The organism is Micromonospora sp. NBC_01655 (assembly GCF_026339755.1).
Taxonomy (GTDB): domain Bacteria; phylum Actinomycetota; class Actinomycetes; order Mycobacteriales; family Micromonosporaceae; genus Micromonospora.
The window spans coordinates 3783776-3807953 of record NZ_JAPEQF010000001.1; the positions used below are offsets into that span (position 1 = coordinate 3783776).

Annotated in this window: 23 protein-coding genes and 1 riboswitch; of the genes, 18 read left to right on the forward strand and 5 right to left on the reverse strand. The window is 74.3% G+C overall.

The features are described 5' to 3' along the window. Nucleotides 1-44: 44 nt before the first annotated feature. A complete protein-coding gene (locus tag OOK41_RS17435; RefSeq protein WP_117669213.1) occupies nt 45-731 on the reverse strand; it encodes a 4'-phosphopantetheinyl transferase superfamily protein in 687 nt (228 codons plus the stop codon). A gap of 15 nt (nt 732-746) precedes the next feature. Between OOK41_RS17435 and OOK41_RS17440 the strand changes: the two genes are divergently transcribed. The 12 genes from OOK41_RS17440 (at nt 747) to OOK41_RS17495 (ending at nt 11984) form a co-directional block, all read left to right on the forward strand. Continuing rightward, the gene (locus OOK41_RS17440) at nt 747-1013 is read left to right on the forward strand and encodes a phosphopantetheine-binding protein (RefSeq protein WP_117669212.1); all 267 of its coding nucleotides are present in this window, start codon (nt 747-749) and stop codon (nt 1011-1013) included. After that, nucleotides 1013-1258, forward strand: coding sequence for an acyl carrier protein (locus OOK41_RS17445; protein ID WP_117669211.1), 246 nt, complete (start codon nt 1013-1015; stop codon nt 1256-1258). The genes OOK41_RS17440 and OOK41_RS17445 overlap by 1 nt, the downstream gene beginning before the upstream one ends. Then, nucleotides 1251-2345 carry a beta-ketoacyl synthase gene (locus OOK41_RS17450; protein ID WP_117669210.1) on the forward strand — a complete coding sequence of 365 codons (1095 nt, stop codon included), beginning with the start codon at nt 1251-1253 and terminating at the stop codon, nt 2343-2345. The genes OOK41_RS17445 and OOK41_RS17450 overlap by 8 nt, the downstream gene beginning before the upstream one ends. Next, nucleotides 2342-2932 carry a beta-ketoacyl synthase chain length factor gene (locus OOK41_RS17455; protein ID WP_266265958.1) on the forward strand — a complete coding sequence of 197 codons (591 nt, stop codon included), beginning with the start codon at nt 2342-2344 and terminating at the stop codon, nt 2930-2932. The genes OOK41_RS17450 and OOK41_RS17455 overlap by 4 nt, the downstream gene beginning before the upstream one ends. After that, a complete protein-coding gene (locus OOK41_RS17460) occupies nt 2929-4545 on the forward strand; it encodes a class I adenylate-forming enzyme family protein (RefSeq protein ID WP_266265959.1) in 1617 nt (538 codons plus the stop codon). The genes OOK41_RS17455 and OOK41_RS17460 overlap by 4 nt, the downstream gene beginning before the upstream one ends. Further along, complete coding sequence (locus OOK41_RS17465) at nt 4542-5801, forward strand: beta-ketoacyl synthase (protein ID WP_266265960.1); 1260 nt, start codon at nt 4542-4544, stop codon at nt 5799-5801. Before OOK41_RS17460 ends, OOK41_RS17465 begins: the two co-directional genes overlap by 4 nt. A gap of 71 nt (nt 5802-5872) precedes the next feature. After that, nucleotides 5873-6958 (forward strand): 4-hydroxyphenylpyruvate dioxygenase, encoded by a 1086-nt coding sequence (gene hppD, locus OOK41_RS17470; protein ID WP_117669207.1) that lies wholly within the window; start codon nt 5873-5875, stop codon nt 6956-6958. After that, nucleotides 6955-7884, forward strand: a complete 930-nt coding sequence (locus OOK41_RS17475; protein WP_266265961.1) for a phytanoyl-CoA dioxygenase family protein — start codon at nt 6955-6957, stop codon at nt 7882-7884. Before hppD ends, OOK41_RS17475 begins: the two co-directional genes overlap by 4 nt. Nucleotides 7885-7889: 5 nt before the next feature. Further along, nucleotides 7890-8687, forward strand: coding sequence for a DUF3050 domain-containing protein (locus tag OOK41_RS17480; RefSeq protein ID WP_266265962.1), 798 nt, complete (start codon nt 7890-7892; stop codon nt 8685-8687). Continuing rightward, nucleotides 8684-9655, forward strand: coding sequence for a thiamine pyrophosphate-dependent dehydrogenase E1 component subunit alpha (locus OOK41_RS17485; protein ID WP_266265963.1), 972 nt, complete (start codon nt 8684-8686; stop codon nt 9653-9655). The genes OOK41_RS17480 and OOK41_RS17485 overlap by 4 nt, the downstream gene beginning before the upstream one ends. Continuing rightward, complete coding sequence (locus OOK41_RS17490) at nt 9655-10626, forward strand: alpha-ketoacid dehydrogenase subunit beta (protein ID WP_266265964.1); 972 nt, start codon at nt 9655-9657, stop codon at nt 10624-10626. The genes OOK41_RS17485 and OOK41_RS17490 overlap by 1 nt, the downstream gene beginning before the upstream one ends. Beyond that, nucleotides 10626-11984: a hypothetical protein gene (locus tag OOK41_RS17495; RefSeq protein ID WP_266265965.1), complete on the forward strand. Its 1359-nt coding sequence runs from the start codon at nt 10626-10628 to the stop codon at nt 11982-11984. Before OOK41_RS17490 ends, OOK41_RS17495 begins: the two co-directional genes overlap by 1 nt. An 88-nt stretch (nt 11985-12072) precedes the next feature. Here OOK41_RS17495 and OOK41_RS17500 read toward each other — a convergent pair whose 3' ends face one another. From OOK41_RS17500 to OOK41_RS17510, 3 genes are all read right to left on the reverse strand, one after another. After that, nucleotides 12073-12762, reverse strand: coding sequence for an SGNH/GDSL hydrolase family protein (locus OOK41_RS17500; RefSeq protein ID WP_266265966.1), 690 nt, complete (start codon nt 12760-12762; stop codon nt 12073-12075). Between the two features lie 109 nt (nt 12763-12871). After that, a complete protein-coding gene (locus OOK41_RS17505; protein ID WP_117669311.1) occupies nt 12872-14095 on the reverse strand; it encodes an MFS transporter in 1224 nt (407 codons plus the stop codon). A 110-nt stretch (nt 14096-14205) separates the two neighbouring features. Then, on the reverse strand, nt 14206-15780 hold the full coding sequence (locus OOK41_RS17510; protein WP_266265967.1) for a class I adenylate-forming enzyme family protein: 1575 nt from the start codon (nt 15778-15780) through the stop codon (nt 14206-14208). A gap of 378 nt (nt 15781-16158) precedes the next feature. On the opposite strand from OOK41_RS17510, the gene OOK41_RS17515 reads away from it, so the two are divergent. The 6 genes from OOK41_RS17515 (at nt 16159) to OOK41_RS17540 (ending at nt 22523) form a co-directional block, all read left to right on the forward strand. Beyond that, complete coding sequence (locus OOK41_RS17515; RefSeq protein ID WP_266267858.1) at nt 16159-17430, forward strand: SGNH/GDSL hydrolase family protein; 1272 nt, start codon at nt 16159-16161, stop codon at nt 17428-17430. A gap of 70 nt (nt 17431-17500) precedes the next feature. After that, entirely contained in the window at nt 17501-18718 is a 1218-nt protein-coding gene (locus OOK41_RS17520) for a cytochrome P450 (RefSeq protein ID WP_266265968.1), read from the forward strand. 9 nt (nt 18719-18727) lie between these two features. After that, on the forward strand, nt 18728-19699 hold the full coding sequence (locus tag OOK41_RS17525) for an alpha/beta hydrolase (protein WP_266265969.1): 972 nt from the start codon (nt 18728-18730) through the stop codon (nt 19697-19699). Then, complete coding sequence (locus tag OOK41_RS17530; protein ID WP_266265970.1) at nt 19692-20846, forward strand: alpha-hydroxy acid oxidase; 1155 nt, start codon at nt 19692-19694, stop codon at nt 20844-20846. Before OOK41_RS17525 ends, OOK41_RS17530 begins: the two co-directional genes overlap by 8 nt. Next, nucleotides 20843-22201, forward strand: a complete 1359-nt coding sequence (locus OOK41_RS17535; protein ID WP_266267860.1) for a PLP-dependent aminotransferase family protein — start codon at nt 20843-20845, stop codon at nt 22199-22201. The genes OOK41_RS17530 and OOK41_RS17535 overlap by 4 nt, the downstream gene beginning before the upstream one ends. Before the next feature lie 61 nt (nt 22202-22262). Continuing rightward, a complete protein-coding gene (locus tag OOK41_RS17540) occupies nt 22263-22523 on the forward strand; it encodes a hypothetical protein (RefSeq protein ID WP_117669199.1) in 261 nt (86 codons plus the stop codon). 104 nt (nt 22524-22627) lie between these two features. Here OOK41_RS17540 and OOK41_RS17545 read toward each other — a convergent pair whose 3' ends face one another. Then, nucleotides 22628-24067 carry a glycine hydroxymethyltransferase gene (locus tag OOK41_RS17545; protein WP_266265971.1) on the reverse strand — a complete coding sequence of 480 codons (1440 nt, stop codon included), beginning with the start codon at nt 24065-24067 and terminating at the stop codon, nt 22628-22630. Nucleotides 24068-24085: 18 nt separating this feature from the next. Continuing rightward, a riboswitch (ZMP/ZTP riboswitch) is annotated at nt 24086-24175 on the reverse strand. Nucleotides 24176-24178: the final 3 nt, after the last annotated feature.

Genomic DNA, 24178 nt, shown 5'->3' on the forward strand with positions numbered 1-24178 from the left:
CGCTCCGGCGGCCCGCCGTCGCGTCCCCGACCCTGACTGATCAATCAGTCCGTGATGATCTCGACCCCGTCGACCGGCCCGTCGACCGCCACCGCCAGCAGCAGAGCGCCGCGCCCCGCCGCAGCGTCGAACAGCGTCGGGCCGCCGGTCCGGGACGCGCCGCCGGCCGGGTCACCGGCGGTGTCGCCGGCCAGCCGGGGATGGCCGACCCGCAGCCCGCCCGGCCCGGGAACCGGGCGCAGCAGTTCGCCCGGCCCGCCGGGCAGGGGCATCGGCCGGCCCAGGCCGCCGTCGCGCAGCCCCCGGCCGAGCGCCTTGCCGACCGCCTCCTTGGCCGTCCAGAGCAGCAGGAACGCCTCGGCACGCCGCTCGGCGGGCCGGCCGGCCAGCCAGGCGGCCTCCGCCGGGGCGTACCAGCGACGGGCCAGTGCCACCGCGGGCAGCTCCCGGCGGGCCTCCACGTCGATCCCGACCGGGCCCGCGCGGCGGGCAGCGACCACCACGGCGTCGCCGGCGTGACTCACGCTGACCGGCAGTTCGGCCGCGTCACCGGCGCGGACGAACGGCCGCCCGGCGGCGTCGCGCCCCACCCGGATCTCCGCCTCCGCCCGGCCGAGCAGCGTGCCACCCACGCGCCGCAACAGCCGCCGGGCCGCCTCCGGCCGACCGCCGGTGGTACGGCCGAACCACACGTACACGGTGTCCCGACCGGGCACCGCTGACTGGCTCACGGAAAGAGGTTAACCATGCGCGACGAGGTCCGTGCCTTCGTCATCGAGCAGCTCACCGACATGAACTACGACGTCGACGACATCGACGACGACACCACCCTCGGCCCCGCCGGCGTCGACCTGGAGTCGCTGGCCCTGGCCGACCTGGCCGTGCGGGTCGAGGACCGCTACGGCCTGAAGTTCGCCGACGACGAGTCCGAGAAGCTGGCCCTGATGACGGTCGGCGAGTTCACCACGATGATCGCCGACCGCGTCGCCGCGTCGGCCGACGGCAACTCCTGATGTCCGGTCAGCCCGACCTGGGGCGAGCTGACCTGCTGACGATGCTCGCCGAGATGAGCGCGAAACCGGTCGACCAGGTGTCCGACCGGGTGGGCTCGATGGAACTCGCCTGGCTGGTCCACCTCGTCGAGCAGCGCTACGACCGCCAGCTCGACCTCACCGACGACCAGCTCGCCGGCATCCGGACGGTCGACGACGCCCTGGCGGTGTTCCACACCTGCCTGACCGCTCCCGCAGATGGCTGAGCGGCCCGGCGTACGGATCACCGGCGTCCACGCGCTCAGCGCGCTCGGCAGGGGAGCCGAGGCGCAACTCGCCGGGGTGCTCGCCGGCACCCCGGCGTTCCGGCCGGTCGGCCGCTTCGACACCACGGCCCGCCGGGTCGGCGTGGCGGCCACCCTGCCGGAGACCGGCGCCCTGCCCGACGAACTGGCCGAGGCGGTGGACGTCGCCTGCGCGGCGGCCCGGCTCGACGCCGGTGCCCGGGCCGGCGCGCCGCTGCTGCTCGCCGCGCACGGCGGGGCGGGCGTGCCGGCGCTGGCCGGGGAACTGGCCCGCCGGTGCGGACTGGCCGGCGCCCCCCGGGTCTACACCAGCGCCTGCGTGTCGGCGTCCACGGCGGTGGCCGACGCCGCCGCGCTGATCGGCCGAGGCGACGTCGACCGGGTCGTCGTCGCCGCCGGCTACCTGGTCGAGCCCGACCAGTACGCGCTGTTCGACGCCGGCCGGGCGCTGGCGACCGACGGCGCGGTGCGCCCGTTCAGCGCCGGCCGGCGCGGGCTGCTGCTCGGCGACGGGGTGGCCGCCGTGGTGCTGGAGTCGGCCGAGGCGGCCCGGCGGCGGGACGCGCCGACGCTGGCCGCGGTGCTCGGCTGGGGACGGGCCGGCGACGCCCACCACCCCTGCCAGCCCGACCCGCAGGGGCGCGGGCTGGCCCGGGCGGTCGGCGCGGCCCTGCGCCGGGCCGGGCTCGACCCGGAGCAGATCGGCTACGTCAACGCCAACGCCACCGGAACCGGATACAGCGACGCCGCCGAGGCGGCGGCCCTGCGGCTGGCCTGGGGCGAGCACGCCGGCCGGGTGCCGGTCAGCTCCACGAAGGCGCTGCACGGGCACGCGCTGGAGGCGTCCGGGCTGCTGGAGCTGGTGGTGACCGTGCTCGCGGTGCGGCACGGGAAGCTGCCGGTCAACGCCGGCTGGCTCGGCCCGGACGAGGCGTGCCCGCTGGACGTCATCCGCGACGCGCCGCGCCCGGCCGCCACCGGCTACGCGCTGAGCCTCAACTCCGCGTTCGGCGGCGCCAACACCGCGCTGCTGGTGGGTGCGGCGTGACCGGGGAGCCCGACCGGGCCGGCGCGGGTGCGACCGCCGCCGGCCTGCGGGTGCTCGCGCAGGCCCGCTGGCCCGAGCCGGGCGACGGCGCGCCGCCGACCCTGCCCGGGTTCGTGCACTCGGCGTTCAGCCCGGTCGTGGCTGCCGTCGCCGACCGGTGCCTCGCCCGGCGGCACGGCGAGCGGCCGGCCCCGGAGCCGGTCGGCGTCCGGACCGCCGTGGTGCTGGTCAGCGCCGCCGGGGACCGGGCCAGCGCCGAGCACCTGCACGCCGCGGTCGCCGCGGGCGGGCGACCCGGACCGCTGTTCTTCTTCCAGTCCGTGCCGAACAGCGTCGCCGGCCACGTCGCCGCGCGCTGGGGGCTGGGCGGCCCGGTGGTCTGCGTGGCTCCGACCGGGGACCCGCTGGCCGAGGGCACGGCCGAGGCGGAACTGCTGTGCCACGACGGCGACGCCGACGAGACCTTGTTGATCATGATCGAGCAGGCAGCCGACGACGCCGGTGCGGGCGTCCGGGCCGGGGAGCCGGGCGGGGCGCCCGGGACCCGGGCCGTCGCGGTGCTGCTGGGGGGAGGAGACACACGATGAGGACCAGGGGAATGCGCGGCGTGCTGGCCGCCGACACCGAACTGGGCGCCGGCAACGTGCTGGCCCGGGTGCTGGCGCACGGCGCCGACCCGGACGGCCCGGGGCTGACCTTCGACACGCCGGTCGACGCTCACCCGGCCGAGCACCCGCTGACGCTGGGGCAGCTCGACGAGCGGGTCGCCGCCCGGGCGGCCTGGCTGCACGCCCGGGGCGTCAAGCCGCGCGACCCGGTCGCCGTCTGGGCCACCGCCGCCGCCGACATGGTGCTCAGCTTCCTGGCGCTGGCCCGGATCGGCGCGATCCCGGCGCTGATGAACGGCAGGCTGCGCCCGGAGATCGCCGCCGAGTACATCCGCCGGCTGCGCGGCGCGGGCGTGCTCGCCGACGCCGCGCACACCGAGCTGCTGGCCGGCCACGACCTCGGCGCGCCGCTGCTCGGCACCCCCGCCGAGGCCGGCGCCGGCGACCCGGCCGCCGCCCCGGCCCACTACCGGCACCACCAGGACGACCCGGTCGTCATCACCCACACCTCCGGCACCACCGGCGTGCCGAAGGCGGTGCTGCACTCGCACAGCAGCCTCTTCGCCGCCACCCGGCACCTGCTGTCCATGCCGCAGGCGCAGGGCACCGGCCGCATCCTCAACGCGCTGCCCGCCCCGCACACCGCGACCGTGCTGATGGTCAACCAGGCGCTGGGCAACCGGGCGGAGATGTTCCTGCTGTCCGAGCAGGGCGGGGAGCGGGTGCTCGACGCCATCCAGCGGTGGCGGCCGGACGGGGTGTTCGGGTTCTCCGTCACCTGGGCGGAGCTGGCCCGGTTCGACCTGTCCGGTTACGACCTGGACTCGGTGCGGCTGTGGTTCAACACCGGCGACTGCTCGCACGAGCCGCACGTGCGTCGGCTCGTCGCGGTCGGCTCCCGGGACACCGTCACCCGCCACGGGGTGACCCGGGTGCCCGGGTCCGTCTTCATCGACGGCCTCGGCTCCAGCGAGATGGGCCACTCGATGTTCCACATCACCCACACCCGCGAGACGAACCAGTACGGCCGCTGCGTGGGCCGCCCATACCGGTTCACCAAGGTCGCGGTGCTCGACGCCGAGGGCAACGAGCTGCCCCCGGGCCAGGTCGGCTACCTCGGCATCGACTCACCGTCGCTGTTCCGGGGCTACTGGAACGACTCGGCCACCACGTACCGGTTCCGGCTGCGCGGCTGGTACCTCACCGGCGACCTGGTGTACGCCGACGACGAGGGCCGGTACTACCACATGGACCGGGCGGTCGACTCCGTCGAGGTCGGTGACGGCCGACGGTTCTTCACCGCGCTGTCCGAGGAGCGGGTCCTCGCCGCCTGCCCCGACGTCACCGACTGCACCGTGGTCATCGTCGCCGAGGCCGACCGGGTCGTCACCGACGTGCTGCTGGAGCTGGCCGCCGGGGCCGACCCGGACGCCGACCGCACTGACGCGGTGCGCGCCGCGCTGGGCTCCGACGTCGGGGCCACCCTGCGCCGGGTGGTGCCGGTGCGCTCGGAGGACATCCCGGTCACCGTGACCGGCAAGGTGCGCAAGGTCGCGCTTCGTGAGCGCTACCTGACCGAGTCACCGTCATGACCGCCGTCATCACCGGGATGGGCCTGTTCACGCCGGTCGGCCGGGGCGTCGCGGAGACCTTCGACGCCCTGCTCACCGGCCGGTCCGGGCTGACCCGACCGGCCGACGACCACCCCGCCCGGGAGTCCCTGGAGGCGGCCGGGCTGCTGCCGGACATCGACCCGCGCACGGTGGCGTCCGGCCCGGAGACCCGGGTGCTCGACCGGATCGTGGTGCTCGCCCTGCTCGCCGCCGCCGACGCGCTCGCCGACGCCGGCATCGAGGTGGGCCGCGACGTCGACCCCGACCGGATCGGGGTGATCGTCGGCGGGGTCGGCGGGATGTCCACCCTGGAGACCCAGGTGCTGGCCCGGGCCGCCCGGGGGCGGGCGGCGGTCAGCCCGTACCTGCTCACCGGGATCCTGCCGAACATGCCGGCGGCGCGGATCGCCATCGCCCACGGCATCCGGGGCTACAGCTCGTCGGTCGGCACCGCCTGCGCCTCCGGCGCGCAGTCGGTGGCCGACGCGGTCCGGCTGATCCGGGCCGGGGAGGCCGACGTGGTGGTCTGCGGGGCCAGCGAGGCCCCGCTGTTCCCCACCTTCGCCGACACCTTCGGCAACGCCCGGGCGCTGGCGCGGGGCTGGGCCGACCCGGCCGAGGCGAGCCGGCCGTTCGACGCCCGGCGCAACGGCTTCGTGCTCGCCGAGGGGGCGGCGCTGCTGGTGCTGGAACGCGCCGAGCACGCCGCCGCCCGGGGCGTCACCGGGTACGCCGAGGTGGCCGGCTACGGGGCGAACACCGACGCGTACCACCCGACCGCGCCCCGGCCGGACGGGTCCGGGGCGGCGGAGTGCATGCGCCGCGCCCTGGCCAGCGGGGGCGTGACGGCCGGCGACATCGGCTACGTCAACGCGCACGGCACGGCCACCAAGCTCGGCGACATCGCCGAGACCGCCGCGCTGACCGCGGTGTTCGGCGACGGCGGGGTGCCGGTCAGCTCCACCAAGGCGCTCACCGGGCACCTGCTCGGCGCGTCCGGCGTGCTGGAGGCCGCGGCCACGGCGCTGGCGCTGGGTCGGGGGCTGCTGCCCCCGACCTGGAACCTCGACGACCCGGACCCGGCCTGCCCCGCCGACCACATCAGCAAGGAACCGAGGGTGGCCGCCCCGGAGCACGCGCTGACCAACTCGTTCGGGTTCGGCGGCCAGAACGTCAGCCTGCTACTGCGACGCGGCACCGGTGCGGGTGCGCGCGTCGCCGGCCCGGGGAGGTGATCGCTCGTTCCACTCCGGGCGGTGCGCCGCCCGGGCGGCAGTCACGGGGGGACATGGGGAAGGGCTGGAAAATGGACATCCGTTCTATAGATCACATCGAACTCTACGTGGGGGACGCCCGGCAGGCCGCCTTCTACTTCGGCACCGCCGTCGGGTTCCGGCTACGCGGGCAGGGCGGCCCGGAGACCGGGCTGGCCGGGCAGCGTTCGCTGCTGCTGGGCCAGGCCGACATCCGGATGGTGCTCACCTCCGGGCTGACCGCGCAGCACCCGGCGTCGACGTACGTGCAGCGGCACGGCGACGGCATCGCGGTGGTGGCGCTGGAGGTCGACGACGCCGCCGGGGCGTACGCCGAGCTGGTGGCCCGCGGGGCGACGCCGGTGACCCCACCGACCACCTTCACCGGCGCGGACGCCGAGGTGGTGACCGCCGAGGTGGGGGGCTTCGGCGACGTGCTGCACCGGCTGGTGCAGCGCCGGGGCGACCGGCGCGAGTTCCTGCCCGGGGCCATCGAGATGGACCCGCCGACCGGCGGGGACGACGGCCTGCTCGCCGAGATCGACCACCTGGCCATCTGCGTGCCGCCGGGGCAGCTCGCGGAGACCGTCGCCCACTACGAGCGGGTCTTCGGCTTCGCGCAGATCTTCACCGAGCACGTCGAGGTCGCCGGCCAGGCGATGAACTCCACGGTGGTACAGAGCCCGTCCGGGCAGGTCACCCTGGTGCTGCTGGAGCCGGACCGCAGTCACCGGCCGGGGCAGATCGACGCGTTCCTCGCCGAGCACGCCGGGGCCGGGGTGCAGCACCTGGGGCTGCGCACCGACGACATCGTCACGGCGGTCGGCACCTTGCGCGGGCGGGGGGTCCGCTTCGCCGGCACCCCCGGCGCCTACTACGACGACCTGGAACGGCGGGTCGGCCCGGTCGACGCGCCGCTGGACCGGCTGCGCGAGCTGAGCATCCTGGTCGACCGCGACCACGGCGGCCAGCTCCTGCAGATCTTCACCGAATCCATGCACGTGCGCCGCACGCTCTTCCTCGAACTGATCGAGCGGCGTGGGGCGCTGACCTTCGGCAGCGGCAACATCAAGGCCCTCTACGAGGCCAAGGAACGAGAGCTGGCCGCCACGGCGACAGCACAGGGGGTGGGAGCGTGACGACCGTCGACCTTCAGCCGGCGTTGACCGCCGAGGAGGAGGCGCTGCTGCCGTCCGAGTCCGACGTGCGGTTCTTCGCCGAGCACGGCTGGTACCTGTCGAAGAAGGTGTTCACCGACGACGAGGTGGACGCCCTGGTGGCGGCCACCGACCGCTACTACGACGGCGAGCGGGACCGCACCCTGCCGGTGCGCCCGCCGAAGCTGGCGTACTGGGACCCGTCGAAGGGCCCGGTGCAGCGGCACAACGACTACGTCCACTACGAGCACGACGGGATCGCCGCGATCCTGCGCAAGCCGCTGCTCGGCGCGGTCGCCGCCCGGCTGGCCAGGGCCGACGAGATCCGGGTGTTCCAGTCCACGCTGATCTACAAGCCGCCGATCTCCGGCGAGCCGTCGAACATCGTGCCCTGGCACTTCGACAAGCACTACTGGTCGTCCTCGTCGTCGGAGGAGATGCTCACCGCGTTCATCCCGTTCCACGACTGCGGCGAGGAGATGGGCACCATCACCATGGTCGACGGGTCGCACCGGTGGAAGGAGATCGGCGCCGACGACACCGTCGTGCGGCACTTCGCCGAGCGCGACCGCAGCCAGCTCGAGGAGATGCTGGCCGAGAACGCCGCCCACAACGGGGCGGAGATCCGCAAGGTCCCCATGGTGATCCCCAAGGGACATGTGAGCTTCCACCACTGCCGCACCTACCACGGCAGCGGCGCGAACGTCAGCGGCCGTCCCCGCCGGGCCATCTCGCTGCACCTGCAGGACGGCCCGAACGCCTACCGGGAGTTCCCGCTCTCCGACGGCGCCCTCGCCGCGTACAACCACGACGTGCTGGTCCGTCGCACCGACGACGGGCGGCCGGACTACGCGGACCCCGAATACTGCCCGGTGATCTGGCGCGACCGCGCCCAACAGGGAGGCTGAACAAAATGTCACGGTACGACTGGGGCAAGACGCACCCGGGCATCGAGCGGCTGGAGCAGGCGGTGAGCGACCGCCGCGACGTGGTGGTCAAGCACCCGCTGTACGCGAACCTGGACACCCACGAGGCGCTGGTCACCTTCATGGAGCACCACGTCTTCGCGGTCTGGGACTTCATGTCCCTGCTGAAGTCGTTGCAGCGGCAGCTCACCTGCGTGACGGTGCCGTGGATCCCCACCGGGCCCACCGGCAGCCGCCGGCTGATCAACGACATCGTGATGGTCGAGGAGAGCGACGAGCTCGGCGAGGGCTACATCAGCCACTTCGAGCTGTACGTGCAGGGCATGGCCGAGGCCGGTGCCTCCACCACCGCCGTGGACGCCCTGATCGACCTGCTGCGCGACGGCACGTCGGTGACCGAGGCGCTGGTGGGGGCCGGCGTGCCCGCCCCGTCCGCGGCGTTCGCCGGCACCACCTGGAAGATCATCGACTCGACCCCGGTGCACTGCCAGGCGGCGGCGTTCGCGTTCGGCCGGGAGGACCTGATCCCCGACATGTTCACCCAGGTCGTCGCGGTCAACGAGCGCAGCCAGAAGCTGCACAAGTTCGTCGACTACCTGGAGCGGCACATCGAGGTCGACGGGGAGCAGCACACCCCGATGGCCATGCAGATGCTGGCCGACCTGTGCGGCGACGACGACACCAAGTGGCAGGAGTGCGCCGACACGGTCAACATGGCGCTCGCCGCCCGGGCGCAGCTCTGGGACGACATCCTCAACGCGATCAAGGAGGGGCGCCCGGCGTGACCCGCTCCGATCCCGTCCGGCTCTACCGGACGGTACGGCTGATCCGCCGGTTCGAGGAGCGGGCGATCGAGCTGGTCCGCTCCGGTGCGATCGTCGGCGGCATCCACCCGTACCTCGGTCAGGAGGGGATCGCCGCCGGGGTCTGCGCCGCGCTGCGCGCCGACGACCTGGTGACCGGCACCCACCGCGGGCACGGCCACGTGCTCGCCAAGGGCGCCGACCCGGCCCGGATGCTCGCCGAGCTGCTGGGCCGGGTCACCGGGCTCAACCGGGGCCGGGGCGGCTCCATGCACGCCGCCGACCTCGGCGTCGGGGTGCTCGGCGCCAACGCCATCGTCGGCGCCGCCGGGGCGATCCTCACCGGAGCGGTGTGGGCCCGGCGGCGCCGCGGCGACGACGTCGTCGGGGCGACCTTCTTCGGCGACGGCGCGGTCAACGAGGGGATGCTGCTGGAGGCGTTCAACCTGGCCGCGCTCTGGCGGGTGCCGGTGCTGTTCGTCTGCGAGAACAACGGCTACGCCACCACCATGCCCGTCGACGGCGCGGTGGCCGGCACCATCGGCGGCCGGGCCGAGGCGTTCGGCATGCCGGCCGCCGTCGTCGACGGCCAGGACCCCGAGACGGTACGCGAGGCCACTGCCGCCGCCGTCGACCGGATGCGGGCCGGCGGCGGGCCGGAGCTGATCGAGGCCCGCACCTACCGGTTCGACGCCCACCACACCTTCGAGCACGCGGTACGCCTCGACTACCGCGCGCCCGAGGAGGTGGCCCGGGGCCGGTCCCGGGACCCGGTCGACATCCAGGGCGGCCGGTTGGCCGACGCCGACCGGGCCGCCGTCGACGCCGAGGTCGAGGCCACCCTCGACGCGGCGGTGGAGTTCGCCCTGGCCAGCCCCGAGCCCGACCCGGCCGGCGCGCTGGAGCACCTGTACGCCAGCGGGCTGGTCGCCCGGACGGGAGGTGGCTGATGCCACGGCTGTCGTACCGCAAGGCGCTCACCCGGGCGCTCGCCGACGAGATGGCCCGCGACGAGTCGGTCTTCCTGCTCGGCGAGGACATCCGGGTGGCCGCCTCGAACGTCACCGCCGGGCTGCTGAAGAAGTTCGGGCCGGAGCGGGTGCTGGACACCCCGCTGTCGGAGCAGGCGTTCACCAGCTTCGCCACCGGGGCGGCCCTGGCCGGGCTGCGCCCGGTGGTGGAGTTCCAGATTCCGTCCCTGCTGTTCCTGGTCTTCGAGCAGATCGTCAACCACGCGCACAAGTTCCCGCTGATGACCGGTGGGCAGTGCGCGGTGCCGGTGACCTACCTGGTCCCGGGCTCCGGCTCGCGGACGGGGTGGGCGGGGCAGCACTCCGACCACCCGTACAGCCTGTTCGCCCACGTCGGGGTGACCACCCTCGTCCCGGCCACCCCGGCCGACGCGTACGGGCTGCTGGTCTCGGCGATCCGGCACGTCGACCCGGTGGTGCTGTTCGCCCCGGCCGGGGCGATGGACGTGCGCGCCGACGTGGACTTCGCCACCCTGGCCCCGGTGCCGATCGGCAAGGGGCGGGTGCACCGCCCCGGTGCCGACGTCACCGTGGTCGCGGTGGGGCACCTGGTGCACGACGCGCTCGCCGTCGCCGACGAGCTGGCCGGACAGGTGTCCGTGGAGGTCTTCGACCCCCGCACGCTCTACCCGTTCGACTGGGACGGGCTCACCGAATCCGTGGCCCGCACCGGCCGGCTGGTCGTGGTCGACGACTCCAACCGGTCCTGCGGCATCGCCGGGGAGATCATCGCGACCGTGGTCGAACGGGTGCGGCTGCTCGCGCCGCCCCGGCGGGTCACCCGCCCCGACGGCGCGGTGCTGCCCTTCGCCCCGGCGCTGGACCGGGCCGTGCAGCCCGGCCGCGAGCAGCTCACCGCCGCCATCCAACTCACCCTCAAGGAGGGATGATGATCGATCCGAACTACCCCTGGCCCCGGCTGGACCAGGCGTGGAACGACCTGCCGGAGTCGACCCGTGCGGCGATGGTGACCGCCGGTGCCGCCGCCTGGAAGGAGGTCTTCTACGGCTGCGCGACGTACAACCAGACGTGGCGGCTGGCCCGCCCGCCGGTCATGCCGGCGGACGCCTTCCGCGAGCTGAACGAGGTCTGCGACCGGCTCGCCCAGCTCATCCTGGAGGCGTGCCAGCGGCGCGCCCGCACCGCCGGGGAGCTGACCCGGCTGCTCGGCGTGCCGGCGGAGGAGACGAAGCTGCTCGACGAGGACGAGGAGCTGTCCGAGGCGCTGCTGGCCGCGTACCGGCCGGACGTGCTGATCTCCGGCGGGGTGCCGAAGTTCGTCGAGTACAACATCGACAGCAGCCTCGGCGGCGGCTTCGACGCCGACACGGTGGTCTACCGGTACGCGAAGATCTACCAGGACCAGGGCATCCTCGACGGGCTGCCGGTGCGGCCCGCCCCGTCCCTGCTGGACCAGCGGTTCGTGGCGATCCGGGACGAGCTGGCCCTGGCCGACGGGGCCCGGGTGGCGCTGCTGCTGGACTTCGACGCCGACTACCCCGGCCTGGAGACCCCGGACGACTTCATCAGGATCCTCTCCCCGCTGGCCGACCGGGCCCGGCACTTCGGCATCGACCTGGTCATCGCGCAGCTCAAGTTGTCGACCCTGGACGAGGACGGCCGGCTCGTCGTCGAGGGAGCCCCGGTGGACGGCCTGTTCCGGCTCTTCGTGCCCAACCGGGTCCACCCCAGCGCCGGCCTGGACGCGGTGGCCGGCGCCCTCGCGGCCGGCACCCTGCCGATGTTCGTCAGCTCCGCCGCCTGGCTGCTCGGCAACAAGATCAACTTCGCCTGGCTCTGGGAGGATGTCGACACCCTGCCCGAGGCCGACCAGGCGCTGATCCGCCGGTACGTCCCGCGCACCAGCGCGCTCACCGCCGCCGAGCTGCCCCGGGCCCTGGCCGACCAGCACGACCTGGTGGCCAAGCCCGCCGACGGGTCCGCCGGCATCGGGGTGCTCCTCGGTCGGGAGACCGACGCGCAGGCCTGGGAGGAGGGACTGCGCGCCGCCATCGACGAGGGCGGCTACATCCTCCAGGAGTACATGCCGGCCGACCGGGTGGCGATGGACTTCGTCCGGATGGAGACGGGGGAGACGGTCACCACCGACGTCCCGTACAGCCTCGCCCCGTACCTGTTCGGCCGGCAGGGCTCCGGCGCCCTGGCCCGGGTCGGCTTCCCCGGCTGCGAGAGCGTGCTCAACCTCGCCCGCGGCGTGCTGCTCACGGGCGTCCTGCTCACCGACTGAGGATCGCCACCGGCCCCGGGTGCGGTTGTTGCGGCCCCGAGACAACAACCGCACCCGGTGTGCCGCGCGGGGACCGGTCGCGCCGTCCTCAGCGCGGGGCGGTCGCGGCCAGGTGGGCGCCGAGGCGGCGGATGGTCTCGGCAGCGGCGATGGCGTCGCTGCGGGCGCTGCCGTGCCGGCCGTCGCCGCTGTACAGGCCCGGGTCGGCCACCGCCGGGTGGTCGGTCAGGTGCACGTGCAGGGTGCCCAGCCGCTCGCCCAGCGCACGGGTGTGCGCCGACAGCCGGCGCATCCGCTCGCCCAGGCCCTCCCGCAGCCGCGCGGGCACCGCCGGGCTGTGCGACACGTCGAACATGCCCACCGTGACCACGTCCGCCCCGGCCGCCCGGAGGCCGGCGACGATCGCGGCCAGCTCGGCGTCGACGGCGTCCGCGTCGTACCCCTGGCGGAACGCGTCGTTGCCTCCGCACACCACGAGCGCCAGGTCCGGGCCGAACTCCACCGCCGGGCCGAGTTGCGCCGCGCGGACCTCGTGCGCCCGCAGCCCGCGCAGCCCCAGGTTCCGGTACGCCAGCCCGGGCCGGACCGCGTCCAGCTCGGCGGCGATCCGGTCGGCCCACTGCACGTCCGGGTACCCGTGGACCGGCTCGCACAGCCCCTCGGCGACGCTGTCGCCGAGCACCACGAACCGCCGCCACGGGTGGTCGGCCAACAGCCGCGCGCTCTCCCCGGCGCGCAGGCAGTGTGGATCGGTCGCTTCGGTCAGGCTCGACGGCATGATCGGCACGCTAGCCGACCCCCGGGCGGGCGTCGACACCACGACCGTCGAGGATCACGTCGCCGGCCGGGGCGAGCCGACGGGGGCGAGCCGACCCGGGAGCCGGCGGTCAGACCGCCGGGGCCGACCGGGGCCGCGACCGGCCCGCCCGCAGCGGGCCGGCGAGCAGCGGCCCCACGGTCAACGCGGCGCACACCACCGCCATCACCAGCAGCGCCGGTTTGAGCCCCAGCGCGGCCACCGACCAGCCGCCCAGCAGCGCCCCGACCGGCAGCCCGACGAACGCCAGCGAGCCGGCGATGCCGAGCACCCGGGTCTGCAACGCGTCCGGCACCCGTTCGTAGAGCGCCGCGCCGAGCAGCGGGTTGACCGCGGCGATCCCGATCCCGGACAGGAACGTCACCACCAGCACCACCACCAGGTGGTCGGTGACCGCCATGGTCAACAGCCGGGGCGCGCCGCTGAGCGCCGCGCCGACGGCGAAGACGAGCGTCCGGGGCAGCCGGGGGCCGAACATCGTGAACGCCACGTTGCCCAGCAGCGCCCCGGCGCCGAACACGCCCAGCACCAGGCCGAAGCCGGCCGGGTCGCCGAGCACGTCGCGGATCCAGACCGGGATCCACACGGCGGTGTTGGCGGCGGCCATCATGTTCAGCGCGGAGACCACCAGCAGCATGGCCAGCAGCACCCGGTCGGTGCGCAGGTAGGCGAAGCCGGTGCGCAGCGCCCGGAAGTAGCTCTCCCGGGGCGCGGCCGGCGCGTCGGCGGCCGGCGGGCGCACGAGCACCCCGACCAGCAGCGCGCAGAGCGCGAAGCTGCCCGCGTCGATCCAGATGGCCCGGGTCACCCCGACCCAGTCGATGAGCAGGCCGCCGATCACCGCCCCGAACAGGGTGACCCCCCGGGCCAGCCCGTCGTAGGCGGAGGTGAGCCGGATCAGCTCCACCCCGGCGCGCTGCGCCGCCGGCCGGAACATCACGTGCTTGACCCGGTCGCCGATGCCCCGCAGCCCGCCGGCCACCGCGACCAGGGCGACCAGCGCCCAGAAGCCGAGGAACGGGGTCATCGCCACCACCGCCATGGCCGCCGCGCTCGCGGCGTCCACGAAGATGGAGGTACGTCGTACCCCGAACCGGTCCGCCCACGGCGTGGCCAGGGAGCTGGAGAGCATGTACGGCAGGAACTCCGCCGCCGCGACGATGCCCATCTTCGCCGGGCTGCCGGTGGTGGTCAGCACCAGCCAGGGGATGGCGATGACCGAGATGCGGCTGCCCAGGTTGGAGATCAGGTCGGCGGCGACCAGGGTGATCAGCTCTCGCCGGGCGGCGACCACCCCGGGCGGTCGGGGACCCTTCACCCCGGGCCGTCGTACGGCGTCGTCCGGCACGTCCGCCTTCCGTGCGGCGTCGGCCCGTACCGTGGGCTCGGGCGCGGCGTCGGTCGTCACGCGGGGCTGCCGACGGGATCGGCGGGGCTGCCGGCGGCGTACCGGTCGCGCAGCGCCCGCTTGTCCACCTTCGCCGAGCGGTTGAGCGGCAGCGCGTCGACGAACTCCACCGCACCCGGCGCCCACGTCTCGCTCAGCTCGGCGGTGACCAGCTCGATCAGCTCCGCCCCGGTCACCGTCGCCCCGGGCGCCGGCACCACGTACGCGTGCGGCAGCTCGCCGGCCACCTCGTCGGGCACCCCGATCACGGCGGCGGCGCGCACCTGCGGGTGACCGGCCAGCACGTCCTCGATCGGCCGGGAGTAGATCGGCCAGCTCCGCTGCCGGGTGAGGATCCGATCCTGGAGCCGGTCGACGAGGTAGAGGTACCCGTCGGCGTCCAGGTGGCCGATGTCGCGGGTACGCACCCAGCCGTCGACCAGGGTGTCGGCGGTCAGCTCGGGCTGGCCGTGGTAGCCGACGAAGCTCAGTTTCGTGCGTACCCACACCTCGCCGTCGGTGCCCGGCGGCAGCACCGCGCCGTCGGCGTCCCGGATCTCCACGGCCACGTCACCGTACGGCTTCCCGCAGGAGCGCAGCCGCTCCGGGTGCTCCGGGTCCTCGGTCAGCCCCGGCTGGGCGGTGATCACGACGGCCTCGCTGAGGCCGTACACGATGCGCAGGCACGGGCCGAAGCGCGCGATCGCCTGCCGCAGCCGGGCGGGCGCGGCGGGCCCGGCGCCCACGTTGAACATGAACATCGCGGAGAAGTCCGCGCCGTCGCAGTCGGGATGGTCGAGCACCTCGTAGAGCATCGGCGGGGTGACGAACGTCGAGTTGATCCGCTCCCGGCCGACGGTGGCGATGAACGTCGCCGGGTCCCACTGTTCGCGCAGGAACAGCACGCCCCCGCTGAAGAGGTTGACCAGCGTGGTGATCTGCCCGCTGGCCAGCCACATCGGCGAGTGGGACAGGTGCCGCAGCAGGGGGACCCCGGCGGCGCGGAAGCCCGCGGCCAGGGCGAGGATCTGCCGGTAGAAGCTCTCCCGGTGGTGCACCAGCTTCGGGGTGCCGGTGGTGCCGCTGGTCTGGAGGAACGACTCCGGCTCCGGCACGTCGCCGGGCAGCCCGGCCGCCGCGTCCCGGTCGGCGGCGGTCAGGTCCGGGCCCGCGCCGCCCGGGCCGAGGCAGAGCACCGGTACGCCGGCCAGCCCAGCGGCGATCTCCGCGCCCAACCCGCCGCCGGTGCGGGCGTCGTAGACGAACGCCTCGGGGCGCGACAGCCGGACGAAGTCGTCGACCTCGCGGCGGGAGGTGACCGGGGCGATCCACATCGTCCGGCAGCCCAGCAGGTGCAGGGCGAGTTGGAGCAGCGGACCCTCCACCGCGTTGCCGAGCATCACCAGCACCGCGCCGCCGGGCCGGACCCCGCCCCGGGCGAGCGCGCCGGCCATGCCGCGCACCTCGGCGGCGACGTCCACATAGGAGTATCGGCGTCCGCCGCCCACCAGTGCCTCCCGGTCACCGAAGCCGGCGAACAGCTCCAGCGCCTCGTGCACGTAGGTGGACGGTCGGTCGGAACCGTCAGTCATCGCCAGCCCCCATCAGCTTCTGGGCGGCGGTCGGTGGCGACCCGGCGGGGCACCCGCGACGACCGGCCGCGAGCGGCGTCCGGGCAGCTCAGGGCCAGGACGCGGCGACGGTGGGACGCATCGGCGACCGCGCCGCCGCCGCCTTCGAGCCTAGGCCGCGCGGACCCGCCCGGCACAGGGCCGATCGGTGTCCCGCCGCACCTCGATGTCATTTGATCTTGTCGATCAGGTTGATTGACGCCTGTCAGGGGCGCGGCTAGGTTTCTGGACCATCGTCCAGGCGGCTGTCGTCAGTGGACGACCCTGGGCCAACATGGAGGTTCAATGGCGACCCCGAAAAGATGGCACTTGACAAAAGCCCCGAAGAGGTGGCAGATGATCGCCGCCGTGGCCACGGCACTGGTCGTGGGGGCCCCGGCCGTGGTGGCCACCGCCGGCCCGGACAACGGGGAGCGCCGCGGCGACCCCGTGTGGGCGGGTAGCTGGGCCGCCGCGGTGACCCGGGGCAACTCGGCCGGCCTGACCAACACCGGCCTGAACAACCACAGCATCCGGATGATCGTGCACACCACCGTGGGCGGCCCGCGGCTACGCATCCGACTCAGCAACGTCTACGGCGAGCAGGCCGTGAAGGTCGGCCGGGCCACGGTCGCCCGGCCGGACACCTCGACCCCGACGGACCTGTCGGACGTCACCGCCGCCAGCGTGCGGGAGCTGAAGTTCAACGGTTCCACGTCGGTCACCATGAACCGGGGCGCCGAGCTGCTCAGCGACCCGATCGACTTCCCGGTCGGTGACCAGGAGGACCTGGTCGTCACGCTGTACTTCCCGGTGCTGACCGGGCCGGTCACCTTCCACGGCCAGTCCCGGCAGACCACCTTCATCGGCGCCACCGACCTCACCGGTGCCGCCGGGGGCGCCGGCTTCACCACCCGCCCCGACTGCTGCTGGATGTTCCTGTCCGGGGTGGACGTGCAGCGGCGGCAGAGCCCCGGCTCGGTGGTGGTGCTCGGCGACTCGATCGCCGACGGCAACGGCAGCTCGGTCAACGCCAACAAGCGCTGGCCGGACCTGCTCGCCGACCGGCTGATCGACGGCCGTCCCGAGGTGCGCACCCCGGGTGTGCTCAACCTCAGCCTGGCCGGCAACCGGCTCAACCACGAGGGCACCGAGCCCGGCACGGGCGGCTTCCCCGGCTACTACGAGCTGGGCCCCAACGGCCTGGCCCGGCTCAACGAGGACGTCTTCCCGCAGACCGGCGTGCAGACCGTCGTCACCCACCTGGGCATCAACGACATCTGGATGTCCGGCGACTCCGCCGAGAACATCATCGCCTCGCTGCGGCAGATCAACCAGCAGGTCAAGGCCCGCGGCCTGACCAGCCTGGTGGCCACGCTGACCCCGTACGAGGGGCATGGCGTCGAGGGGGTGTGGACGCCGGAGAAGGAGGCCACCCGCCAGGCGGTCAACGCGTACCTGCGTGGCAGCCGGGAGTTCGACGGGGTCCTCGACTTCGACCGGGTGCTGCGCGACCCGGCCCAGCCGAGCCGCCTGCTCCCGGCGTACGACTCGGGTGACCACATCCACCCGAACGACCTGGGCAACCAGGCGATCGCCGACGCGGTGCCGCTGCGCCTGCTCGGTCTGTGACACCGGCGGGGCGGCGGGGGGTGATCCTCCCGCCGCCCCGTCAGCTGATTCCTGGGGAGGAAGCACCACCATGGACGTCCAAGAGCTGCTCGCCGGCCTGTACAGCGACCAGGGCCGGCAAGACCCGTACCCCTTCTACGCGGCCCTGCACGAGCTGGGCCCCATCCATAAGATCCCGAACCGCGCCGAGCACAGCAGCGTCACCGCGGTCGCCGGCGGGTACGACCTGGTCGACCAGGTGCTGCGCGATCCGGAGTGGAGCAAGCAATCCCCGCCGGGCTGGGAGCAGCACGAGATCCTGCGCACCTTCGAGTCCTCCATGATGTTCATCAACCCGCCGGACCACACCCGGATGCGGGCGGTGTTCGCCAAGACGTTCACCCCGCGCCGGCTGGGTGCCCTGGAACCGGTGATCGCCCGGGTGACCGACACGCTGCTGGACCGGATGGCCGAGGCCGGCGCCGGCGGGGCCGAGGTCGACTTCGTGGCCGACTTCGCGTACCCGATGCCCGCGCTGGTGATGGCCGAGTTCATCGGCCTGCCCGAGGCCGACCTGGCCTGGTACCGAGAGCGGGTGGACTGGATCGACGACTTCCTGGACGTGGCCGGGGCGACCCCGGAGCGGCTGGCCAGGGCCAACACCGCCGCCGCCGAGCTGCGCGCCTACTACCGCGAGCTGATCGCCGACCGCCGCCGCACCCCCGGCGAGGACCTGATCAGCGGCCTGGTCGAGGCGCTCGACTCCGGCGACGTGGACCTCACCGAGGAGGAGCTGATCAGCAACCTGATCGTGCTCTTCAACGCCAGCTTCGTCACCACCGTCTACATGTTCAGCAACGGACTGCCACTGCTGCTCGACCACCCCGAGGTGACCACCGCCCTGCCCGGCGACGACGAGCTGACCCGGGGCTGCGTCGACGAGGTGCTGCGGATGCAGAGCCCCGTGCACTTCCTGGCCCGGGCCGCGCCCCGGGACACGGTCCTGCACGGCGTCCCGGTGGCCGAGGGCGAGAACGTGATGCTGCTGATCGCCGCCGCGAACCGGGACCCGTCCCGCTTCCCCGACCCCGACCGGTTCGACCCGCGCCGGGCCGGACCACCGTCGCTGGCCTTCGGCGTCGGCCTGCACTTCTGCCTCGGCGCGGCGGTGTCCCGCCTGGAGGGCCGGCTGGCCCTGCCCCGGCTCTTCTCCCGCCTCCCCGAGCTGCGGATCACCCAGACGCCCGTCTACAGCGGCAGCCTGTTCCTGCGCGGTATCGACAAACTGTTCGTCACGACCGGCGGTTAGGAGACCGGCATGCCACTGGACCCGCAGGTGATCGCGTACCGGGCCGCCCGCGCGGCGGCCGGCGTCACGCCGTTGTACACCCAGTCCCTCGCCGAGGCCCGCGCCGCCGACCTGGCCGCGATCCGGGCCGGCGGCGGCGACGTCGAGCCGGTGCGCGAGGTGCGCGACTCGGTCGTCCCCGGCCCCGCCGGGGACCTCCCGGTCCGCGTCCACCGGCCGGCCGGGTCGGGCCGGCTGCCCACGCTGGTCTACTTCTTCGGCGGTGGCTGGACGCTGGGCAGCGTCGACACCGCCGACGGGATCTGCCGCCGGCTGGCCAACGCCGCCGGCTGCCAGGTGGTGACCGTCGGCTACCGGCTGGCCCCCGAGCACCCGTTCCCGGCGGCCGTGCACGACTGCCACGCCGCCGTGCGCTGGCTCGCCGGGCACGCCGACGAGTTCGGGGTCGACCCGGACCGGCTGGCCGTCGGCGGGGACAGCGCCGGCGGCAACCTGGCCGCCGCCGTCACCCTGCTGGCCCGGGACGCGGGCGGGCCGACGCTCGCCGCCCAACTGCTGGTCTACCCGAACACCGACCAGCGCGGGCGGGACGAGCCGGCCGGCGAGCAGGACCCGCTGCTGTTCAACCGGCACTCGGTGGCCTGGTACCGGGGGCACTACCTGCCCGACCCCGCCACCGCCGAGGACCCGCTCGCCTCGCCGCTGCTCGCCGAGGACCTGACCGGCCTGCCGCCGGCCCTGGTCGTGACCGCCGAGTACGACCCGCTGCGCGACGAGGGGGAGCGGTACGCGTCCCGGCTGCGCGATGCCGGGGTGCCGGTCGAGCTGGCCCGCTACGACGGGATGATCCACGGGTTCTTCGCCATGCCGGGCGTGTTCGACGCGGGCCGGCGGGCCCAGGACCGGGCCGCCGCGTTCCTGCGCGGGCGGCTCGGGACCGCCCCGGCGGTCCCCGCCGACGCGGGTGCCGTCGATGGCTGACCTGGCCCCGCCCCGTCCCGCGCCCGCCGGTCCGGGGGAGCCGGTCGCCCCCGGGCCGGGCGGAGCGCCGTTCGCGGCGAGCCTCGCCGACTTCGCCGCCCTGGCCCGCGACGTCCTCCCGCCCGAGGTGTACGACTTCGTGGCCGGCGGCAGCGGCAGCGAGACCGCCCTCGCGGCGAACCGGGCCGCGCTGGACCGGATCGCCGTGCTGCCCCGGATGCTGCGCGGCGTCGACCGGCCCCGCACCGACGCCCCGCTGCTCGGCCGGCCGCAGGCCCTGCCGGTGGCGGTGGCGCCGATGGCGTACCAGCGGCTGGTGCACCCCGACGGCGAGCCGGCGCTCGCGGCGGCGGCGCACGCGGCCGGGGTGCCCTACGTGGCCAGCACGCTGAGCAGCGCCACCATCGAGCAGATCGCGGCGGCCGGCGGCCCGGTCTGGTTCCAGCTCTACTGGCTGCGCGACCGGGGGATGGTGCGGGAGCTGGTGGACCGGGCGCACCGGGCCGGCTGCACCGCCCTCATGGTCACCGTCGACGTGCCGATCCTCGGCCCCCGGCTGCGCGACGTGCGCAACGGCTTCGCCCTGCCGCCGGAGGTGGCCGCGGCCAACCTCCCCGGCAGCCGCGACGACCTCGCGCACGCCGGCACCCCCGGCGCCTCCGCCGTCGCCCGGCACACCAGCGCCGCCTTCGCCACCGCCCTGACCTGGTCCGACATCGGTTGGCTGCGGGGGCAGACCGACCTGCCGCTGGTGGTCAAGGGCATCCTCGACCCCCGCGACGCGGTGCTCGCCGCCGACGCGGGCGCGGACGCGGTGGTGGTGTCCAACCACGGCGGGCGGCAGCTCGACGGGGCCCCGGCCGGGATCACCGTGCTGCCGGAGGCGCTCGCCGCCGTCGGCGACCGGTGCGAGGTGCTGGTCGACGGGGCGATCAGCGGCGGTGTCGACGTGCTGCGCGCCCTGGCGCTCGGCGCGTCGGGGGTGCTGGTCGGCCGGCCGCTGCTGTGGGCGCTGGCCGTCGCCGGGCGGGCCGGCGCCGACGCCGCGTTCGCGCTGCTCGCCGCCGAGCTGCGCGACGCGCTGACCCTCGCCGGGTGTGCCGACCCGGCCGAGGCCCGCGACCTGCGGACGATCACGGGAGGCTGAGAGACGTGGACGGTGGACGACCGGTGGACCCGGCCCTGGACGTGGACCTGGACGTCGCGGACCTGCACCCGGCGGTGGACGATCCGGCGCTGAACTCGATGAACTTCCTCAACGAGGTGGCCCACCGGTACCCGGCGGCGGTGTCACTGGCCGCCGGCCGGCCGTACGAGGAGTTCTTCGACGTCGCCGACCTGCACCGGCACCTGGAGACCTTCCGGGCGCACCTGGTCGACGACCTCGGGTACGGCCCGGAGCAGGTGCACCGCACCCTGTTCCAGTACGGCCGGACCAAGGGGATCATCCACGACCTGGTGGCCCGCAACCTCGCCGTCGACGAGCGGATCACCGTCGACCCGGAGTCGATCGTGGTGACCGTCGGCTGCCAGGAGGCGATGCTGCTGGTGCTGCGGGCGCTGCGCGCCGGCCCCCGGGACGTGCTGCTCGCGGTCGCCCCGACGTACGTGGGCCTCACCGGTGCGGCCCGGCTGGTGGACCTGCCGGTGCGCCCGGTCGTCGGCGGCCCGACCGGGATCGACCTGACCGACCTGCGCGCGCAGGTGCGCCGGGCCCGCGCCGAAGGGCTGCGCCCGCGCGCCTGCTACGTGATGCCGGACTTCGCCAACCCGTCGGGGACCAGCATCGACCTGGCCGACCGGCGGCGGCTGCTCGACCTCGCCGCGGAGGAGGACCTGCTGCTGATCGAGGACAACCCGTACGGGCTGTTCCACGCCGACGGCGCGCAGCGGGTGCCGACGCTCAAGGCCCTGGACACCGGCCGGCGGGTGGTCTACCTCGGCTCGTTCGCCAAGACCGTGCTGCCCGGGGCCCGCGTCGGCTACCTGGTGGCCGACCAGCGGGTCCGGGACTCCGACGGAACGGTCGGGCCGTTCGCCGACCAGCTCGCGAAGATCAAGAGCATGGTCACGGTGAACACCTCGGCGATCGCCCAGGCGATGGTCGGGGGCGCGCTGCTCGCCCACGGGGGCAGCCTGGTCGCGGCGAACGCCCGGGAGCGCGCCGCGTACGCCCGCAATCTGCGTCACCTGGTGGCGGGCCTGGCGCGGCGCTTTCCAGCGCCCTCCCCGGTGTCCTGGAACGTCCCGGCCGGCGGGTTCTTCGCGGTGCTGACGGTCCCGTTCCCCGTCGACGACGCGCTGCTGCGCCGCTCGGCGCAGGAGTACGGCGTGCTGTGGACCCCGATGGCGCACTTCTACGACGACACCGCCCCGGTGGCCGCGCTGCGGCTGTCGATCAGCGCCGTCACCTGCGCGCAGATCGACGTCGGCCTGGACCGTCTCGCCGCGCTGATCGCCGACGAGTTGGCCCGGACGCCGGCCGGGGCGGGGTTGGCCTGACCCCGTACTGTCGTCGTTCCGCCACCCCCCGTGCGTCCGTCATCCGGGCGCACCGGCCATAATGGACCACATGGTCGCATGGGAGTACGCGCTGTTGGTCCGCCGCTACCAGGGGCAGGGACGCAATTTCCACGTCTCGTTCGTCTGGTACGGCCCGGACGGGTCCCGCTCCGACATCACCGCGTACGGCGACACAGCGATCGCCCACCTCAACCGGGCCGGCCGGGACGGCTGGGAGTTGGTCTCCGCCGCCGAGGACGTGAACAACATCCAGGGCAGCACCGAGGTGCACCGCTACCACCTCAAGCGCCCCCTGCCCTAAACACCCCCAGCCCCCCGGCCCTCCGCCCCGATGATCAGGAGGTTTGCGTCAGGATCGGCCCCTGCCGCTGACGCAAACCTCTTGATCACCGACCGTCGGGTGGGTCAGGCCAGGGTGATCGAGGGGTAGAGGGGGAAGGCCGACAGGAGGTCGGTGGCCTGGCGGCTGACCTTGTCGGCCAGCGCCGGGTCGAGGACGTACTTGGCCTTCGAGGGGGTGCCGTCGGCGTTCGAGCCGGGGGTGGTCCGGCCGAGCACGGTGTGGATCAGCTCGGCGGTGGCGTCCATCTCGGCGACGCCCAGGCCCCGGGTGGTCAGCGCCGGGGTGCCGATCCGGATGCCCGAGGTGTACCAGGCGCCGTTCGGGTCCTGCGGGACGGAGTTCCGGTTGGTGACGATGCCCGAGTCGAGCAGCGCCTGCTCGGCCTGCCGGCCGGTCAGCCCGTACCCGGCGACGTCGATCAGCACCAGGTGGTTGTCGGTGCCGCCGGTGACCAGCTTCGCGCCCCGGCGCAGCAGCCCCTCGGCGAGGGCCTGGGCGTTGTCGACGACCCGCTGGGCATAGCCGGCGAAGTCGGGGCGGCGGGCCTCGGCCAGCGCGACGGCCTTGGCAGCCATCACGTGCGGCAGCGGGCCGCCGAGCACCATCGGGCAGCCCCGGTCCACCTGGTCGGCCAGCTCCGGGCCGCAGAGCACCATGCCGCCGCGCGGGCCGCGCAGCGACTTGTGGGTGGTGGTGGTGACGATGTGCGCGTGCGGCACCGGGTCGAAGTCCCCGGTGAAGACCTTGCCCGCCACCAGGCCGGCGAAGTGCGCCATGTCGACCATGAACGTCGCGCCGACCGAGTCGGCGATCTCCCGCATGATCCGGAAGTTCACCTTGCGCGGGTACGCGGAGTAACCGGCTACCAGGATCATCGGCTTGAACTCGCGGGCCGCCTCGGCGACCTTGTCGTAGTCGACCAGCCCGGTCACCGGGTCGGTGCCGTAGCTGCGCTGGTCGAACATCTTGCCGGAGATGTTCGGCCGGAAGCCGTGGGTGAGGTGCCCGCCCGCGTCCAGGGACATGCCGAGCATCCGCTGGTTGCCCAGCTCCCGGCGCAGCGTGAACCAGTCCTGCTCGGTCAGGTCGTTGACCTGCCGTACCTGGGCCTTCTTCAGCGCCGGCGCCTCGACCCGGTCGGCCAGCACCGCCCAGAACGCCACCAGGTTGGCGTCGATGCCGGAGTGCGGCTGCACGTACGCGTGCGCGGCGCCGAACAGCTCCTTGGCGTGCTCGGCGGCGAGCGCCTCGACCGTGTCGACGTTCTGGCAGCCGGCGTAGAACCGGCGGCCGACGGTGCCCTCGGCGTACTTGTCGCTGAACCAGTTGCCCATCGCCAGCAGCGTGGCGGGGGAGGCGTAGTTCTCGCTGGCGATCAGCTTGAGCGACTCGCGCTGGTCGGCCAGCTCCGCCCCGATCGCGTCGGCGACCCGGGGCTCGACGGCGCGGATCACCTCAAGGGCGCTGCGGAAGGCGGTGGACTCGGCATTCGGCGACGGCATGAGACCTCCTGGTGACGTGCGGAAGGCCCAGGCGCTCGGCAGACGTCCTCATGACGGGACCGCTTCCCGATGGTTGTCCATCCCCACGCGCCAGTCACGGCCCGTGCTGAT

Coding starts and splice junctions, on each gene's coding strand:
- OOK41_RS17495 (WP_266265965.1), top strand. CDS start 10,626: ATGATCGATCCGAACTACCCCTGGCCCCGGCTGGACCAGGCGTGGAAC.
- OOK41_RS17530 (WP_266265970.1), top strand. CDS start 19,692: ATGGCTGACCTGGCCCCGCCCCGTCCCGCGCCCGCCGGTCCGGGGGAG.
- OOK41_RS17465 (WP_266265960.1), top strand. CDS start 4,542: ATGACCGCCGTCATCACCGGGATGGGCCTGTTCACGCCGGTCGGCCGG.
- OOK41_RS17445 (WP_117669211.1), top strand. CDS start 1,013: ATGTCCGGTCAGCCCGACCTGGGGCGAGCTGACCTGCTGACGATGCTC.
- OOK41_RS17460 (WP_266265959.1), top strand. CDS start 2,929: ATGAGGACCAGGGGAATGCGCGGCGTGCTGGCCGCCGACACCGAACTG.
- OOK41_RS17510 (WP_266265967.1), bottom strand. CDS start 15,780: ATGACTGACGGTTCCGACCGACCGTCCACCTACGTGCACGAGGCGCTG.
- OOK41_RS17480 (WP_266265962.1), top strand. CDS start 7,890: ATGTCACGGTACGACTGGGGCAAGACGCACCCGGGCATCGAGCGGCTG.
- OOK41_RS17440 (WP_117669212.1), top strand. CDS start 747: ATGCGCGACGAGGTCCGTGCCTTCGTCATCGAGCAGCTCACCGACATG.
- hppD (WP_117669207.1), top strand. CDS start 5,873: ATGGACATCCGTTCTATAGATCACATCGAACTCTACGTGGGGGACGCC.
- OOK41_RS17490 (WP_266265964.1), top strand. CDS start 9,655: ATGCCACGGCTGTCGTACCGCAAGGCGCTCACCCGGGCGCTCGCCGAC.
- OOK41_RS17525 (WP_266265969.1), top strand. CDS start 18,728: ATGCCACTGGACCCGCAGGTGATCGCGTACCGGGCCGCCCGCGCGGCG.
- OOK41_RS17545 (WP_266265971.1), bottom strand. CDS start 24,067: ATGCCGTCGCCGAATGCCGAGTCCACCGCCTTCCGCAGCGCCCTTGAG.
- OOK41_RS17500 (WP_266265966.1), bottom strand. CDS start 12,762: ATGCCGTCGAGCCTGACCGAAGCGACCGATCCACACTGCCTGCGCGCC.
- OOK41_RS17540 (WP_117669199.1), top strand. CDS start 22,263: ATGGACCACATGGTCGCATGGGAGTACGCGCTGTTGGTCCGCCGCTAC.
- OOK41_RS17450 (WP_117669210.1), top strand. CDS start 1,251: ATGGCTGAGCGGCCCGGCGTACGGATCACCGGCGTCCACGCGCTCAGC.
- OOK41_RS17520 (WP_266265968.1), top strand. CDS start 17,501: ATGGACGTCCAAGAGCTGCTCGCCGGCCTGTACAGCGACCAGGGCCGG.